Raw genomic sequence first — 15333 nt, 5'->3', positions numbered from 1 at the left:
CGAGCGTCGGTCGCTGCTCGGCGAGGCGCTCCCCCGTCGCCTTCCGTGCAGCAGCCGCCAGATCGCCTTCGCCGTACGGCGGCGAGACAGCCTGCACGTGCTCGTACTGGGTCGTAGTGACGTCCACGAGGCCGGCGTCCTCGAAGCTGTCCGTGGCGTCCGCCCCCAGCGAGACGTCTGTCCCCACGCCCGCCATGTAGGCCTCCCGCGCCCTCGTGGCGAGCGCGGGCTCGCGGTCCACGGTGGACTGGACAGTGACGGCGGCGTTGTTCGGTTCGACGGCGGCAACCAGATCCGACGACACGCGCGCGAACTCCCGGACGGCGCCGCCGGGTCCGGGAGGTTGATGAGCAACGCCTGGCACGCGACCAGGTCGCAGACGTCATCGCCGAACGGCAGCCGCGTCGCGTCACCGAGCACGCGCTCGTCGGCGGTCACGCCAGCGAGCAGTTCCGGGTCGGCGTCCAGCGCGAACACGTCTGCGTCGGACTCCTCGCGGAACACGCGCGTCAGTTCGCCCGTGCCGCACCCGACGTCGAGAATCCGGTCGCGTGCGGCGAGGTCCAGGCCCGAGAGAGCGTCCCGCTCGTCCCACATCCCGCGGCGGGTCTCATCAAGGTACTCGGCACTGAAGCGTCGCACACGACCACTACAAACGGTGCGGGGAAAAGCGGACGGGTCCGGGTTCGGGGAGGGGCAGGCCACGCCCACCCCAGCGCTCTAAGTGTCAGGTCGTGACAGCTCGGGAACGAGGCTGGAGCGGACGTACCTCGACGTACAGCACCATCTCACTTAGAGCCACTCAAAGGTGAAAAATCCGTTTGACCGACCGACGGCGCGGAGTTCCCCGCCAGCAGCCCGTACAGTTCGGGCCGCGAAGATCGGGGCGGTCACAATCCAGAACCGGGAACGCGCCGCGCAGTTCGCGGCTCGCTCCGTTCACGTTCCCGTCGACGTGCCCTCACTACGTTCCGGCGCGCAGTTCCCGCACTTTGTCGATATTCCACTCGAACCCGCGTCCGTCCTCGTGTGGCGTCTCCACGACGAGCGGGACGTCGTTGTCCACGATCAGGTCGTGGTTGACGAACGCGTCCATACCCTCCTCGCCGATCAGGCCCTCGCCGATGTGGGCGTGTTCGTCCTTGTTCGTGCCGCACTCGTGCTTGGAGTCGTTGAGGTGAACGCACTTGAGGTGTTCCACGCCGACGACGTCGTCGAACTCGGTGAGTGTGTCGTGGACGGCGTCCGCCGACGACAGGTCGTAGCCCGCAGCGAACATGTGGGCCGTGTCGAGGCAGACGTCCAGGTCGTGCGCGGACTCCTCGACGACGTACGCGAGGTGCTCGAACTCGCCGCCGAGCTTCGTGCCGGAACCGGCGTCGCTCTCGACGAGCACGGTGACGCCGTCCGGGATGTCCAGTTCGTCGAGCGCGCTCACGGCGTTGTCGAGGCCCTGCTGGACGCCCGCCCCAGTGTGAGCGCCCAGGTGGACGTTCACGTACGAGAGGTCGAGTTGGTCCGCGGCGTCGACCTCCTTCTGCATGCTGTCCACGGACTTCTCGCGGAGGTCGTCTTTCGGCGTGCAGAGGTTCACGAGGTACGACGAGTGAATCACCCAGGGGCCGTCGAGGTGTTCCGCGGTCCCGTCGCGGAACGCGGCGGCCTCCTCCTCGCCGATGTTGGGGTCCTGCCAGACCTGCGGCGAGTGCGTGAAAATCTGCCCGCAGTTCCCGCCGACGTCCAGTTCGTTCTCGACGGCGTTGTCGACGCCGCCCGCAATCGAGACGTGTGCACCTACTCGCATACACTCCCGTTCGGCGCACGCGACATAGGGGCTTCGAAGCGTCGGAACATCTATCCCCGCTGGGGTCCGTCCTGACCGTATGGGTTCCGAGGACGCGCTCAGGGTAGGTGAAGAGGTGCCGGCGACGACAGCGCCGCTCGTGTACCCGGACGGCGGCGTCGAGGAGACGGCGTTGTCGGAGCTGTACGAGGACACGCCCGTACTGGTCGTGTTCTACACGAACGACTTCAGTCCGGACTGCGTGACCGAGTGGTGTTCGTTCCGGGACTACGCGTGGTTCACGTCCAGCGACGAAGTGCGGGTCGTCGGGTCCAGCAAATCCCGCGAGGGCACCCACCGCCGGTTCAGCAGCTACCTCGACCTCGACTTCCCGCTGTTCTCCGACCGGGACCTCGAGGTCTCGGACGCGTTCGGCGTCACGTACCGCACCTTCAAGGTGTTCCCGCGGTCGAAACGCTCCGTGTTCCTCGTGGACGCCGACGGCGTCGTCCGGTACCGCTGGATCGGCGACCACCCCCTGGACCCGACGCGAGACCAGCCGCCGCTGGCGGAGATCCGGGAAGCGGTGGAGGAGCTGTCCGGGGAGGAGCCGGAGACGTTCGGCTTCAACTGAGCGCGGGCTACGCCTCTGTCGGGTCGGTGCGCCGTCGCGTCCACTCCGCTGTGGCGTACTTCTGTTCCGCGAGTTCGCGCGCAGCCTCGAGTTCGTCCTCGCGCCACTCGCCGACGTACGCGTCACACCAGTCCGCGAGTGCGTCCGATAGCGCGGCCACTGCCTCGTCGCGCTCGATGCCGGACTGCTCCCGGATGCTGGTCACCCGCTCCCGGAATACGGCCTCGCTGACGCCCGGGTCGGCGAACACGCCGAGGTGGGCGGCCGGCGCGAGCGCGTACGACAGCGACCCGTGCTGGATGACCGCGTCCCGGGTGCGGTACTGGGCGTTCCCGCTGATCTTCCGGCCGTCGGCCGTGATGTCGTGGGCGGGGTGGAGCGCGCGCAGGTAACACGCTGGCTCGTGGAGCGCGGGGTGTTTCTCGGGGACGAACGCGGCGTCGACGCCCATCTCGTGGAACGCCTCGAGAATCGGCTCGCAGAGCACTTCGTAGCAGTCCATGAGGTCGCCGGGGAGTTCGTCGGCCGGCGCGACGATGCTGTAGGAGATGTCCGCGTACTCGTCGTGGTAGATGCCCCCGCCGCCCGTCTGCCGGCGCGTCACGTCGACCCCCTCTCTGTCGCAGTAGGCCCAGTCGACGGACTCGGCCTCCTGCCGGTATCCCATCGAGAGCGTGGACGGCGACCACTGGTAGGCGCGCACCGTGCGCGGGCCGCCGTCCGCTGCCGTCTGAGCGGCGATCTCCTCGAGCGCCATCTGCATCGCGCCGTCCCGTGATTCCTCGGGTATCAGCCGCCACTCGTGGTCGGCCAGCGTCATAGGGGACGGTTCGCGGGCCACGGCAAAAAACCGCTCCATCGGGCGGCCTAGTTTTAATTGGTCAGATTCCAAATGTGTTCGCGTATGGGAAACGACGTTCTCCTCGAAGTCGTCCGGCGGCGACCGGTGCTCACAACCCTCCAGGAGAACGCTCTGACCCCCAGTGACCTCACGGACCGCCTGGACCTCTCCCGGTCGACGGTCCACCGCGTCGCTCGGCAACTGGAGGCGAAGAATCTCGTCGAACGGCCCGACGGCCACCTCGAACTCACGGCCCTCGGTGACGTCGTCGCTGACGAACTCCGGGCGTTCGAACAAACGTTCGCCACCGCGCAGCGACTCGAACCGGCGCTGACGACGTTCCACGAAACTCGGTTCACGTTCCCCGTCGACGCGTTCGCCGACGCCACCACTACCGAAGCGACGCCCCGAGACCCGTACCGCCCGGTGAACCGATTCATGTCGCTGGTCGCCGGCACCGACACGCTCCGGGGGGTCGACCCGGCGTCAATCAATCCGCTCCACCTCGACGACCTCCACCAGGCAATCGTGGACGGGATGGAGACCGACGCCGTGTTCCGACCGGGCGTGGTGGCGGAGCTGATCCGGAACAATCCGGAGCGCGCGCGAACTGCCTTCGAGAGCGGGAACCTGACGCTCCGCACGCACGAGAACTTACAGTTCGGACTGACTCTCTGCGACGACCGCGTCGGCGTCGGCATCTACGACGACGAGACCGGCCTGCTGGCGATGTACCTCGATACGGACTCGCCGGCCGCGTACGACTGGGCGGAGGGCGTGTACGCGACGTTCCTCGTGGAGTCCGACGTCGTCGACTGGCGGGCGGAACTCCCCCAGGACTGACCCCCGCATCAATATTCCATACAGTTTTCACCGAAATTTGTGAGCGTAGCGGCTGAGTCGCCGGTGAATCCGTGTTCGAGGTAAAGCACAGCGGGGCGCCGTACCTAGTTTTCTATATCGTAGTATGTGGTTTATCGCCAGTTGGCAAGTGAATGCCCGTAAAATGCCGCGAAACACAGGTAGAGCGCCTGTTCGGCCAGTTCTATGGGCGAAATCGACGCAACGTGCACGACAGAATCCCAGGCAGACAGTTTACCGCAGACGTTCCCACAGGCAGCGCTGACGGCGACCCCGGTCGCCGGAACCGTCGTCGACCCGTCGCTCCGCGGGGCTTTTAGGCCGCAGCGACCTACAGACGACAGAATGGTTCGCAACGTCGCCGCCGATATGGCGGACCTCGACCCCGAGGACTTCCACTTGCTCTCGGGCGTCGAGCACGGGATGCGGTTCTCCGAGTGGGTGAGCCGGGAGAAACTCCCCGAGTTCTCGCGACTCACGGCCGAGGAGGTCGACTACCGGCTCGACCGCATGCTCGACCTCGAGTTCCTCGAGCGGAAGACAATCCAGTACGAGGGCGTCCAGTTGACGTTCGCGGGGTACGACGCACTGGCGTTGCACACGTTCGCCGAACGTGACACCGTCGAGGGATTCGGCGCCCCGCTCGGTGTGGGCAAGGAGAGCGACGTCTACGAGGTGCAGTCGTTCCGCCCGATGGCGCTGAAGTTCCACCGCGAGGGGTACACGCAGTTCCGGGAAGTCCACCGCGGCCGGGATTACACCAGCGACAAGGAACACACGTCCTGGCAGTACACGGCCCGCAAAGCCGCCGAACGGGAGTTCGACGCCCTGGAGACGCTGTACCCGGACGTGAACGTGCCCCGGCCCGTCGACCAGAACCGGCACGCGCTCGTGATGGAGCGCATCGACGGCGCGGAGCTCTCGCGCGCGGAACTGGAACCCGAGCAGGCCAGCGGCGTCCTGGACCTGATCCTCCGGGAGATCGCGACCGCCTACGAGAAGGGGTACGTGCACGCGGACGTCAGCGAGTACAACGTCTTCGTCGACGAGGACGGCGTCACGCTGTTCGACTGGCCGCAGGCCACCCCGAGCGACCACGAGAACGCCCCGGAGCTGCTGGCCCGCGACGTCGACAACATCGTGAGCTACTTCCAGCAGAAGTACCCCAGCGACATCCCGGACGTCGACGTCGCAGCGGTCGCTGACGCCGTCGCTGACGGCGAGTTCTCGTCGGTCACCGAGTTCTGACCGCGTGTCTGAGCGTTGGCTGCCACCCCTGGAAGGTGGCGCTCACCGAAAATAAACCAATTATTGCGATATAGAATAGCGTCGGTGCGGTGGTGTCCACCTCGAGCGGGCGAGGAACGAAACTCGAATCCCTCGGCCGCTGAAGTCACCGCTGAGACGGGGACAGTTCGGTTGGGCGAAGAACCGTCCGCTACTTGTTCGACATCTGACCCAACACCCCACTGTATTTATACGACCGCGCGGTAGGGACGGCCGAACTCTACACGGCCATGGTACACACCCGTCTCGTCCCCCTCCTCGCAGCGCTCGTCGTGCTGGCCGGTGCGCTCGCAGGCGTCGCCCCAGCAGCCGCGAGCGCACAGGCGTCGGCCTCGGTCGGGGACTACACGGTGATACGAGGAGACACTGTCTCGATGTCCGTCGGGCACTCGGCACCCGCGAACCTCACCATCTCGGGTGGGGGCTTCGAAGCAGTCGTCGAACTCGGGGGGAGCGGCTCGCACACCGTCAAGCTCGATACCTACGCGTCGACCGGCAACGCGAACGAGTTCATCTCCGGCGGGAGTGCGACGTTGATCGGGCCGCCGCTCAACGAAGCGCTCAAGCCGGGCACGTACACGCTGGAAGTGACCATCGACGGCACGACCGAAGCGTACGGGAAACTCACCATCCGTCCGAACGGCGACCTGACCAGCGAGACCGGCGTGCTCCCCGGCGATTACTTCGAGGAGGACAGCGGGAATCCGCTGAGCGCCGTCCAGACACACGACGAGATCGGGCGCGCAAACCACCACGTCGTGTCCGGTGACTACGCGGTGTTCGTCGTCGACGAGAACGGGAGCAACATCGGAGCGCCGTTCAACGGCGACGCATCGCTATCGGACCTGGCGGGGGAGGGCTTCGAGATATCCGTCGAGGAACTCGATCCCGAACCGAACACGGACGCGAAGACCTACTCCGACGACAGGATCACCGTGAACACACAGTTCGGCGACGGCAGTGGAACGCTCGGCGTGTTCTTCGACACCGAGGGCATCGACCTCGGTAGTGGGTCGAATCACACGTACGAGTTCGACCTGACCGTGGACGAGGAACAGAATCCGCTCTTCGAAACGGACCAGACACTGCTCACCGAACGCGTGACGCTCGTCGAGCCGTCGGTCAGTATCGACGCGGAGCCGGGGCACACCCTCGATCCGTGGGACGGCGACACGATTCGGGTCACCGGTGAGACGAACCTGCTCCCGGGGACGGTGCTGAACGTCCGCGCGCTCCAGGAACCGCCGGCCGCGAAACTCTGGCAGGACGACACCACGGTCTCTGCCGACGGGACGTTCGAGACGACCCTCGACTTCTCGAACGCCGACCGGCCGAGTACGTTCCCGCTACAGGTCCGCGGCTACGACGAAACCAAGCGCGTGGTGCGGTTGCGTGCGGCCAACGGCTCGCTGCTGTTCCCGTCACAGACCGTACACGACGACTCCGTCACGCTCGAGAACGTCACGCTCTCCAACGGCGGGTTCGTGCAGTTGACAGCGAACAACGCCACGGTCGGCGTGACGGACGCGCTCCAGCCCGTCACGAACCGGAGCCTCACCGTCCCGCTGAACACCACGCTAGCGGAACCGACGAACGTCACTGCGACTGCTATCGTGGACGCCGACGGTGACGGCGAGCTCAACGAGTCCGACCCCGTCTACGGGTCGTGGAACACGCCGGTCCGCGACACGGCAGTGATTCAGCCGGCGACCGCCGCGGAGAACAAGACGACGACAGCAACGACAACGACGACGAACCAGACGACGACCAACAACTCGACGGCGACGGCGACAGCCACGAAGACGACGATTCAGGTGGCCGAGGCGGACCCGATCGCGCCTGCGGCGAGCAACGACGCCGGGTCCTCGGGCGGCTTCGTGCCGCTGTCGCCGGTGACCACGCTCGTGGCGCTGTTCGCTGCGGCGCTGCTGGCGATTCGCCGGGGACCCGACCGTTTATGAGGTGGCACCGTGGTGGTTAGGACAGTACTTCCGTACCGCATGACGCGACAGCACACGCGGCCGGCCAGGAGGTGGGCGTGATGTTCGAGGAGATGCCGGAGTCGAGCTTCCCCGAGTTCCTGGCCGCGTTCTGGGCGGAGAAAGGGTGGTCGACGTCCGTACAGGCGAACGAGGACGGCACGTACCTCGTGGGCGGCGACAAGGACGACGGGACGCGCGGGCTCATCGGGGTCCGCCCCGGCGGAGACACCGAGATCGGCGCGTCGGAGGTCGAGGACTTCGCGGCGTTCTGCGACCGGAAGGGCGTGGACGTGCGCGTGATGGCGACCCGCGGCCGGTTCACGACGGGCGCTCGGAGCGCCGCGGACGCGGGCGACGTCCACCTGCTGGACCCGAACGAGCTGGCGTCGTCTGTCCGCGAGGAGAACGCCGAACACCTCGTGGCCGAACACGCCGAGAACGGCGATAGCGGGTCGCTGTTGGCGTCGCTGCCCAGCCTCCCGCTGCCGGTGCCGAGCGGCATTCCGAGTGGGATTCCCGTCGTGCCGCTCGTGGTGGCAGCCGTCGTCGTCTTCGCGGCGGTGTTTGCGGGCGGAACCGTACTGAGCTTCGTGCCGTTCGTCGGCGCCGGCGGGGGTGGGAACGCGGGACCGGCGGTCACCGCGTTCTCGCTGGCCGCCACGGAGAACACGACCGCAACAGCGGAGTGGGACGTGCGCGTGCAGGACCGGCTCCGGACAGCGAACAACACCTATCAGCCGCCGCCCGGGCACTCGTTCGTGCTCGTTCAACTGAACGTTACCGGGGGCGACTCGCAAATCGTCGTGCGGAACCAGGACTTCGCGCTGTCGGTAAACGGCACGAACTACGGCCACCAGGAGTTCGAGAACCGGAGCCAGGAGTTCCGAGCGAAGCAGTCGGCGGTAACTGCCGGGCCCGGCGAGTCCGGACGCATCCTCGTGGTGTTCGCGGTGCCGGCGGACTTCGACGCCGCGACGCTCGTGGAGCGCGCCAGCGGCGCGGGACTGCGGTTCGAACGGGCGGACCTCGAGTTCGCCGTGGACCAGTGACCGCGGTCCGCGGGACTGTCGCGGCGATTCGAAGTTCTTAACCCCCGCCACGACGAATCCCCGGTAACTCGCTGGCGAGCGGGCTCCAGTGGGCTCCTGACGCGAGTCGGGACGGGATGTGATCCGGGGGACCTGACGCGTCCCCGAACGGCCGAGCGGCACGCGCCGCGCGGCGGGATTGAACCACGCAAGCGCCCGCGGACAACACATGACACGAAGCTTCTACTCCCACATCAAGGAAGCCTGGCGGGACCCCGACGACGGGAAACTCGCCGAGCTCCAGTGGCAGCGCAAGCAGGACTGGCGCAACGAGGGCGCTATCGAGCGAATCGACCGGCCGACGCGCCTGGACAAGGCGCGCGAGCTCGGCTACAAGGCCAAGCAGGGCGTCGTCGTGGCGCGCGTCAGCGTCCGGAAGGGCACCGCCCGGAAGTCGCGGTTCAAGGCGGGCCGCCGGACGAAGCGCCAAGGCGTCAACCGCATCGGCCGCGCGAAGAACCTCCAGCGCATCGCGGAGGAGCGCGCGTCGCGGAAGTTCATCAACCTCCGCGTGCTGAACTCCTACTGGGTGGGCGAGGACGGGTCGCAGAAGTGGTTCGAAGTGATTCTCCTCGACCCCGAGCACGGCGCAATCGAGAACGACGACGACCTCAACTGGATCTGTGACGACGCCCACAAGAACCGCGTGTTCCGCGGCCTGACGAGCGCGGGGCGCCGCGCTCGCGGCCTCCAGAACCGCGGTAAGGGCACCGAGAAGCAGCGCCCCAGCACGAACGCTGGCAAGCGCCAGAAGTCGTAGTCCGGTCACACCTGACTGGCGTTTCTCCATTTTTCGCGGCTGCGTAGCCGTCGCGCCGCCGTCTTGCGAGTCACGGATGAACGTTCCTGATAGATTTAAGTGTATGTAGACTGGCTGGTAAGGTGTATCAATGGCCATAGACCCGAACTTCGAGGAGAACCGCGAGCAAGTGGACACCCACGAGGGCCACGACGTCTGGGGGCCGGTCGACGAACCGGAGAAACTCGGCATCCACGGCACCCACGTCGCCGTCGACTTCGACATCTGCATCGCCGACGGCGCCTGCGTCGAGGACTGCCCCGTCGACGTCTTCGAGTGGGTCGACACCCCCGACCACCCCGAATCCGAACTCAAAGCCGACCCCGCAAACGAGAGTCAGTGCATCGACTGCATGCTCTGCGTCGACGTCTGCCCCGTCGACGCCATCGACGTCGACGCCGGCCGCGCGGGGCGGACCTGAGACCATGCACTGCGTAACGCTAACCAAGGGCGTGCCGGACTTCCGCGAGGGGCAGGTGTCCTTCGACGAGGACGGGCACCTCGAGCGCGGGGACACGCCCACCGTCATGAACCCGAACGACGAACCGGCACTGCGGGCCGCCCTCCAGACGAAGATCCGCAACGGCGGCACCACGAGCGTGATGAGCATGGGGCCGCCCGGATACGGCGACGTCCTCCGGGAGGCGATGGAGTCAGTGTACGCCGACGACCTCTACTTGCTCTCGGACCGCGAGATGGCGGCGGCGGACACGTGGGCGACTGCCATCACCGTCGCGACTGGCCTGAAGCGCCTCGAACCCGACCTGGTGTTCGCGGGGTTCAAGACCGCCGACGGCGAAACCGGCCACACCGGCCCGCAGACCGCGTGGTGCCTGGACTGGCCGCTGGTCACGCACGTCGTCGCGCTCGACGTGGACGCCGACGAGGGCGTCCTGCGCGCGAAGCGCCTCGTAGAGGGCGACGTCGACGAGATCGAGACGGTGGAAGCGCCGCTGCCGGCGTTCGTCGTCGCGGACCCCGAGTTCGACCCGTCCTACCGGAAGGCCGCCCACCGCCTGAAGCACAAAGACCTTCGCGAGGAGACCAGAGCGCGCGCACAGAACCACGAGGACCACCTGACAGTCTGGGACCACGAGGACCTCAACCTCGACCCGGACTTCATCGGCCTGGACGGGTCGCCGACCATCGTCGAAGGCGTCGACCCGATTCCGCGCGCGCCAGCCGAACGCGACGCGACGATGGTGGACCCGAGCGACGAGGACGCCATGGGCGACGTCGTCGAGGAACTGACGCAGTACGCGGGGGGTGACTAGCGATGCCGGCACTCGACCCGAACGACTACGACATCTCAGAACTCGGCCCCGAGATCCAGTCCGTCGAGGACCTCGACGAACTCGAGGACATCCTCGAGGCCGAGAAGGCGGGCAAGGACCGCGTCGGCGCGAAGAAACTCATCGAGTCCCGCATCGAGAAGTTCCGCGAGGACGAGGACGACGGCGAGGACCTCGACCCGACGGAGCTGAGTCCGGCGGACCTCGCGAACGAACTGCAGGCGATCGACAGCGTCGAGCGCCTCGAGGAGATCATCGAGGCGGAGGAGGCCGGCGAGGACCGCGACAGCGTGAAGCGCCTCGTCAACAAGCGCATCGACTCCATCCAGGGCAGCGACGAGACGGACGGCGAGATCGAACGCGTCCCGCCCGAGGAGAAGTACCCCGAACTCAACCACCCCACCGAGGACAAGCAGTACGTCGAGGACCTCGAGGACGGCGTCTACGAGGACATGTGGGTGTACTGCGAGACCGACGACGGCGAACTGCTGGACGTCTCCCGGGAGATGCTCGGGAAGGCCCGCAGCCTGATGGACGGCTACAACGAGGCGTACGGCGGCGACGAGCGCGTCGTCGGCGTCCTCATCGGGGACGGCGTCAGCGACCTCGCCGACGAGGTCATCGCGTGCGGCGCGGACGTCGTCGTCTCCCAGGAACACGAACGCCTCCGGCGGTTCCGCCACAAGCCGTACACCGAGCTGTTCGCGGCGATGGCGCGCGCGGGCGGCGAACTCGACGAGGACCCCGAGGCGGGGGACTCGTCGTGGCGCGAGTACGACGAACCGCGGTACACGCTGTTCCCGGCGACGAACAACGGCCGCGACCTCTCCGCGCTCGTGCAGGGCGAACTCGACAGCGGCCTCGCCAGCGACTGCTCGGGGCTGTACATCGAGGACACGGTCATCTCGAATCCGGCGAAGACCCACGGCGAGGGCCAGAAGCGCGAGTTCCAGGCCGTGTTGCACATGAAGCGCCCGGACTTCTCCGGCTTCGAGTACTCCACCATCCTCTGCCTCGACAACCCCGCGCGGGAGTTCCACCCGCAGGGCGCGTCCGTGATTCCCGGGAGCTTCGAGGTCCCGGAGCCGGACGACGAGCGCGAGGGCGAGGTCTACGAGTACGACTTCGACCTCGAGGAGGACTGGTTCCGGGTCCAGATCACGGACTACGACGACCTGGACAGCGGCGTCGACCTCACCGGCCGGGACGTCATCGTGGCGCTCGGCCGCGGCATCGGCGACGACCCCACGCTGGGGATGGAACTCGGCGTCGACCTGGCTGACGCGTTCGAGGACGCCGACCTCGGCATCACGCGGGGCATCGTCACGTCCTCGTACGACTTCGACGGGCACGTCGAGCAGTACGCAAGCGAGGAGCGCCAGATCGGCGAGACCGGGCAGATCGTCGAACCCGACCTCTACGTCGCGGCCGGCATCAGCGGGGCCATCCAGCACAAGGTCGGCATGGACGACTCCGACACCATCGTCACCGTCAACACGGACACGGACGCCGACATCCGGGAGTTCTCCGACTACTTCATCGAGGGCGACCTCTTCGATGTGCTCCCGGCGTTGACCGAAGCGGTGGAGTCGGGCGAACTGGACGTCGAAGAACTCGCAGCAACTGGCGGTGCATCTGATGACTGAGACAGACGACTACGAGCACTACGAAGCGGTCGTGGTCGGCGCCGGCCCTGGCGGGGCGGCGGCGGCCGCGGTACTGGCACAGCAAGGTGTAGAGACACTCGTCCTGGAGCGCGGCGTCGACGCCGGGTCGAAGAACGTCTCCGGCGGTCTCCTGTTCGCGGAGGAGTCCGCACCCTACACCCTCGACGACCTGTTCCCGGACTTCCGCGAGGAAGCCACGGAGCGCCCCGTGACGGAGTCGTACATGCACAACGTCGCGGGCGACCAGGTCCACACCATCGACCTGGAGGACGTCCACGAAGCGGGCGTCGAGTACTGTGACTCGGTGCTCCGGCGGAAGATGGACAGCTGGCTCGCCGACCAGGTCCACGAACTCGCCCGCGAGACGGGCGGCGGCCTCCTGACGGAGGTACGCGCGAACGGTCTGCTCCGCGAGAACGGCGAGATCGTGGGCGTGACTTGCGACGAACTCGACCCGATTCGCGCGGACGTCGTGATCGCGGCGGACGGCGTGAACTCCGAACTCGCGCGGGACGCCGGCATGATGAACTGGGACGAACCCGACGACTACTTCCAGGGCGTGAAAGCCGTCGTGGACATGCCGGAGGGCGCCATCGAGGAGCGCTTCGACGTCGACGACGGCGAGGGCGCCTCACACCTGTTCGCGGGCGACCTCTTCGACGGCGTGCGCGGCGGCGGATTCCTCTACACGAACGACGACACGCTGTCCATCGGGACGGTGTTCCACCTCGACTCCATCGCCGACGAGCGCGCGGAACCCCAGCAACTCCTGGACGGCCTGCTGACGCATCCGCTGCTCGCGCAGTGGTTGGGCGACGACTACGAGGAACTGGAGTACTCCGCGAAACTCGTTCCGGACTCGAAGAAGGTCGCACACCCCTCGCCCCACCAGGGCCGCCTCCTGCTCGTGGGTGACGCCGCGGGCCAGATGCAGGCCCAGGGCCCCATCATCAAGGGGATGAACCACGCGGTGTCGGCGGGGGCGCTCGCCGCGGAGGCGTTCGTCGACTCCCGGACGCGGGGCACCAGTTCGGCCGGCGACCTCTACGAACAGAAACTCCGGTCTGAGGGCGTGATGGACGACCTGCGGCCGGCCCGGTACCGGGCGTCCCGCGCGGTGACAGAGAGCGACGCCGTCTCCGGTTTCACCGACGCCCTCGTGGACTCGTTCGTCGGACGAGCGGGCGTCAGCCTGCTCGGCGGAACCGTGGAGTCGCTGTTCAACTCCCAGTTCCTGCTCGGCATGATTCCCGACACGAAGACGTCGTACGTGACGATTCCGCAGGTGCTCGGGGAGGAACTCGGCGAGCCCATCGAGGGCGGTCCCTCCCAGGTGGAGCCGCCGGACCTCGCGGACCGCATCGGCGACCTGACGTACAACACCGACGTGGGCAACCCCCACATCGAGGTGCTCGACGAGTCCTACGACGCCAGCGGCACGGCCGTCACGGCGTGCCCGGTGAGCGCGGAGGACTTCGGCGGCGGCTGCTATCGCTCGGAGACCGTCGAGCGCGACGGCACCGAGGAGCGCGTCGTCAGCCTCGACACCCAGCCGTGCGTCGAGTGCGGGACGTGCGCCGTGGTCGCTGACACCGACTGGGAGCACCCCCGCGGCGGGAAAGGCGTGGAGTACGAACAAGGATGACCCGGCACACCCTCTCGTGAGGCTCGCATGACCGAACGGTCGCGGTACTGGGAGCGGATCAAGCCGCTCGCTGACCGCGCACGCCGCGACTGCGAGCACTTCGAGCGCCCGGAGGAGCCGCCGGACGAACAGCAGGCGCTGGAGTACCTCCGAGAGGGTGTCGGACCGGCCATCTCCATCTACGTGGAGGGGCGGACCGGCGGCCAACGAGTGCCGTTCACGGACGTCGAACTGTCGCTGCTCGAGCAGTCGATGAACAACTGGCTGTCGCTGTACGCGCAGTGCTACGGCAAAGAACTGGACGCGGCGTTCTCAATCCGGGAGGCCGCCGAGGTGCTGCTGGACACGCGCAACGTCGCGGACACCGCGCGCGTGCTGACGCACATCCCGGAACGAGGCGTCCGAGACCCGCAGCCGAGCGGCAAGGAGTGACGACGCGGGAGCTCACCCGGCGAGCTGAGTCCGCGACGGCGCGGCGGTCGCCGGCCACCAGTTGGGTGCTAACCGTTGACAAAGTATTATGTGCGCAGGTATGCAATCATCAACCATGAACGTACAGCGAGAACTCGAGTTCGGGCACGACGACAGGGAGCGAATCTACGACTACGTCGAACGCCACGGCGAGTGTACGTTCGCCGACCTGGAGACGAACCTGCGCGTCGATCCGCGGGGCATCCGCCACCACGTCGCAATCCTGCGCCGCGACGGCTACCTCGAGGTCGACGGCGACGCCATCGAGGTCGTCTTCGACGACGGCACCGCCGAGGAGTACCGGGACGGCGAGGTCGAGTTCGTCGTGCGGCCGGCCCACCAGTCCGACCTCACGGGCCTCATCGGCGCCATCCGCCAGGTCGCCGAGGAGGGACGCTACATCGAGGCGGAGTCCGTCGCCGACGTCATCGACCACGAGGAGGTCCTGCTCCGGCACAACGAACTCGAGGAGCGCATGTTCTTCGTCGCCACCGTCGGCAGCGACGTCGTCGGGTGGGTACACGTCGCCGGATCGGAACTGGACAAACTCCAGCACACCGCGGAGCTCACCGTCGGCGTCATCGACAACTACCGCGGCCACGGCATCGGCAGCCACCTCCTCGAGCGCGGCCTCGAGTGGGCCGGCAGCCGGGGCTACGAGAAGATCTACAACAGCATCCCCGCGAGCAACGACGACGCCATCGCGTTCCTCGAGAACCACGGCTGGGCGGTCGAGGCGACCCGCGAGGACCACTACAAGCTCGGCGACCAGTACGTCGACGAAGTGATGATGGACGTCCGGCTCTGAACCGGACCGCCGCCTCGTCCAGATGACCGACGCGTGTGCGGAAGCCGACTGCGAACGCCCCGCAGCCGTGCGCATCCACGACCCGCGTAGCGACGACCGGGAGGTCTGTGTGGCGCACGCCCGCAGCCTCAGCCAGCGGGACGGCGTCGTCGCCGCGCCACTCGACGGCGCAGAC

14 protein-coding genes and 1 pseudogene are annotated in these 15333 nt (G+C 67.3%); 12 read left to right on the top strand and 3 right to left on the bottom strand.

Annotated features, from left to right (window positions below; all coding sequences use genetic code 11):
- Together GRX66_RS09635 and GRX66_RS09630 are read right to left on the bottom strand one after the other, a co-directional pair.
- Window positions 1-642, bottom strand: a pseudogene (locus GRX66_RS09635) (class I SAM-dependent methyltransferase); the annotation flags it as partial.
- Window positions 643-964: 322 nt separating this feature from the next.
- Complete coding sequence (locus GRX66_RS09630; protein WP_159526370.1) at window positions 965-1804, bottom strand: deoxyribonuclease IV; 840 nt, start codon at window positions 1802-1804, stop codon at window positions 965-967.
- A gap of 79 nt (window positions 1805-1883) precedes the next feature.
- Here GRX66_RS09630 and GRX66_RS09625 point away from each other — a divergent pair, with 79 nt between their 5' ends.
- On the top strand, window positions 1884-2417 hold the full coding sequence (locus GRX66_RS09625) for a redoxin domain-containing protein (protein ID WP_159526369.1): 534 nt from the start codon (window positions 1884-1886) through the stop codon (window positions 2415-2417).
- Window positions 2418-2424: 7 nt separating this feature from the next.
- On the opposite strand, the gene GRX66_RS09620 is transcribed toward GRX66_RS09625, so the two are convergent.
- On the bottom strand, window positions 2425-3237 hold the full coding sequence (locus GRX66_RS09620) for a lipoate--protein ligase family protein (protein ID WP_159526368.1): 813 nt from the start codon (window positions 3235-3237) through the stop codon (window positions 2425-2427).
- Between the two features lie 84 nt (window positions 3238-3321).
- Between GRX66_RS09620 and GRX66_RS09615 the strand changes: the two genes are divergently transcribed.
- The 11 genes from GRX66_RS09615 (at window position 3322) to GRX66_RS09565 (ending at window position 15158) form a co-directional block, all read left to right on the top strand.
- Window positions 3322-4101: a helix-turn-helix transcriptional regulator gene (locus GRX66_RS09615; protein ID WP_159526367.1), complete on the top strand. Its 780-nt coding sequence runs from the start codon at window positions 3322-3324 to the stop codon at window positions 4099-4101.
- 363 nt (window positions 4102-4464) lie between these two features.
- The gene (locus tag GRX66_RS09610) at window positions 4465-5367 is read left to right on the top strand and encodes a serine/threonine-protein kinase RIO2 (RefSeq protein ID WP_159526366.1); all 903 of its coding nucleotides are present in this window, start codon (window positions 4465-4467) and stop codon (window positions 5365-5367) included.
- Window positions 5368-5636: 269 nt separating this feature from the next.
- Window positions 5637-7367: a DUF7282 domain-containing protein gene (locus tag GRX66_RS09605; protein WP_159526365.1), complete on the top strand. Its 1731-nt coding sequence runs from the start codon at window positions 5637-5639 to the stop codon at window positions 7365-7367.
- Between the two features lie 80 nt (window positions 7368-7447).
- Window positions 7448-8437: a restriction endonuclease gene (locus GRX66_RS09600; RefSeq protein ID WP_159526364.1), complete on the top strand. Its 990-nt coding sequence runs from the start codon at window positions 7448-7450 to the stop codon at window positions 8435-8437.
- A gap of 208 nt (window positions 8438-8645) precedes the next feature.
- A complete protein-coding gene (locus tag GRX66_RS09595; protein ID WP_159526363.1) occupies window positions 8646-9236 on the top strand; it encodes a 50S ribosomal protein L15e in 591 nt (196 codons plus the stop codon).
- A gap of 130 nt (window positions 9237-9366) precedes the next feature.
- The gene (locus tag GRX66_RS09590; RefSeq protein ID WP_159526362.1) at window positions 9367-9696 is read left to right on the top strand and encodes a 4Fe-4S dicluster domain-containing protein; all 330 of its coding nucleotides are present in this window, start codon (window positions 9367-9369) and stop codon (window positions 9694-9696) included.
- A 4-nt stretch (window positions 9697-9700) separates the two neighbouring features.
- Window positions 9701-10549: an electron transfer flavoprotein subunit beta/FixA family protein gene (locus GRX66_RS09585; RefSeq protein ID WP_159526361.1), complete on the top strand. Its 849-nt coding sequence runs from the start codon at window positions 9701-9703 to the stop codon at window positions 10547-10549.
- A gap of 2 nt (window positions 10550-10551) precedes the next feature.
- Complete coding sequence (locus tag GRX66_RS09580; protein ID WP_159526360.1) at window positions 10552-12213, top strand: electron transfer flavoprotein subunit alpha/FixB family protein; 1662 nt, start codon at window positions 10552-10554, stop codon at window positions 12211-12213.
- Window positions 12206-13879: an FAD-dependent monooxygenase gene (locus tag GRX66_RS09575; protein ID WP_159526359.1), complete on the top strand. Its 1674-nt coding sequence runs from the start codon at window positions 12206-12208 to the stop codon at window positions 13877-13879. The genes GRX66_RS09580 and GRX66_RS09575 overlap by 8 nt, the downstream gene beginning before the upstream one ends.
- 27 nt (window positions 13880-13906) lie before the next feature.
- The gene (locus GRX66_RS09570; protein WP_159526358.1) at window positions 13907-14311 is read left to right on the top strand and encodes a hypothetical protein; all 405 of its coding nucleotides are present in this window, start codon (window positions 13907-13909) and stop codon (window positions 14309-14311) included.
- A gap of 115 nt (window positions 14312-14426) precedes the next feature.
- Window positions 14427-15158, top strand: a complete 732-nt coding sequence (locus tag GRX66_RS09565) for a GNAT family N-acetyltransferase (RefSeq protein WP_159526357.1) — start codon at window positions 14427-14429, stop codon at window positions 15156-15158.
- The last annotated feature ends 175 nt before the right edge of the window (window positions 15159-15333 follow it).

Origin of the sequence: Halobacterium bonnevillei (assembly GCF_009831555.1) — an archaeon.
In the GTDB taxonomy this organism is placed as follows: Archaea; Halobacteriota; Halobacteria; order Halobacteriales; family Halobacteriaceae; genus Halobacterium; species Halobacterium bonnevillei.
This window is presented reverse-complemented; position numbering and strand designations above follow the sequence as displayed.

Excerpts from the sequence above, each read along its gene's own strand:
- GRX66_RS09630 (WP_159526370.1), bottom strand. The coding sequence starts at position 1,804 with ATGCGAGTAGGTGCACACGTCTCGATTGCGGGCGGCGTCGACAACGCC.
- GRX66_RS09625 (WP_159526369.1), top strand. The coding sequence starts at position 1,884 with ATGGGTTCCGAGGACGCGCTCAGGGTAGGTGAAGAGGTGCCGGCGACG.
- GRX66_RS09620 (WP_159526368.1), bottom strand. The coding sequence starts at position 3,237 with ATGACGCTGGCCGACCACGAGTGGCGGCTGATACCCGAGGAATCACGG.
- GRX66_RS09615 (WP_159526367.1), top strand. The coding sequence starts at position 3,322 with ATGGGAAACGACGTTCTCCTCGAAGTCGTCCGGCGGCGACCGGTGCTC.
- GRX66_RS09610 (WP_159526366.1), top strand. The coding sequence starts at position 4,465 with ATGGTTCGCAACGTCGCCGCCGATATGGCGGACCTCGACCCCGAGGAC.
- GRX66_RS09605 (WP_159526365.1), top strand. The coding sequence starts at position 5,637 with ATGGTACACACCCGTCTCGTCCCCCTCCTCGCAGCGCTCGTCGTGCTG.
- GRX66_RS09600 (WP_159526364.1), top strand. The coding sequence starts at position 7,448 with ATGTTCGAGGAGATGCCGGAGTCGAGCTTCCCCGAGTTCCTGGCCGCG.
- GRX66_RS09595 (WP_159526363.1), top strand. The coding sequence starts at position 8,646 with ATGACACGAAGCTTCTACTCCCACATCAAGGAAGCCTGGCGGGACCCC.
- GRX66_RS09590 (WP_159526362.1), top strand. The coding sequence starts at position 9,367 with ATGGCCATAGACCCGAACTTCGAGGAGAACCGCGAGCAAGTGGACACC.
- GRX66_RS09585 (WP_159526361.1), top strand. The coding sequence starts at position 9,701 with ATGCACTGCGTAACGCTAACCAAGGGCGTGCCGGACTTCCGCGAGGGG.
- GRX66_RS09580 (WP_159526360.1), top strand. The coding sequence starts at position 10,552 with ATGCCGGCACTCGACCCGAACGACTACGACATCTCAGAACTCGGCCCC.
- GRX66_RS09575 (WP_159526359.1), top strand. The coding sequence starts at position 12,206 with ATGACTGAGACAGACGACTACGAGCACTACGAAGCGGTCGTGGTCGGC.
- GRX66_RS09570 (WP_159526358.1), top strand. The coding sequence starts at position 13,907 with ATGACCGAACGGTCGCGGTACTGGGAGCGGATCAAGCCGCTCGCTGAC.
- GRX66_RS09565 (WP_159526357.1), top strand. The coding sequence starts at position 14,427 with ATGAACGTACAGCGAGAACTCGAGTTCGGGCACGACGACAGGGAGCGA.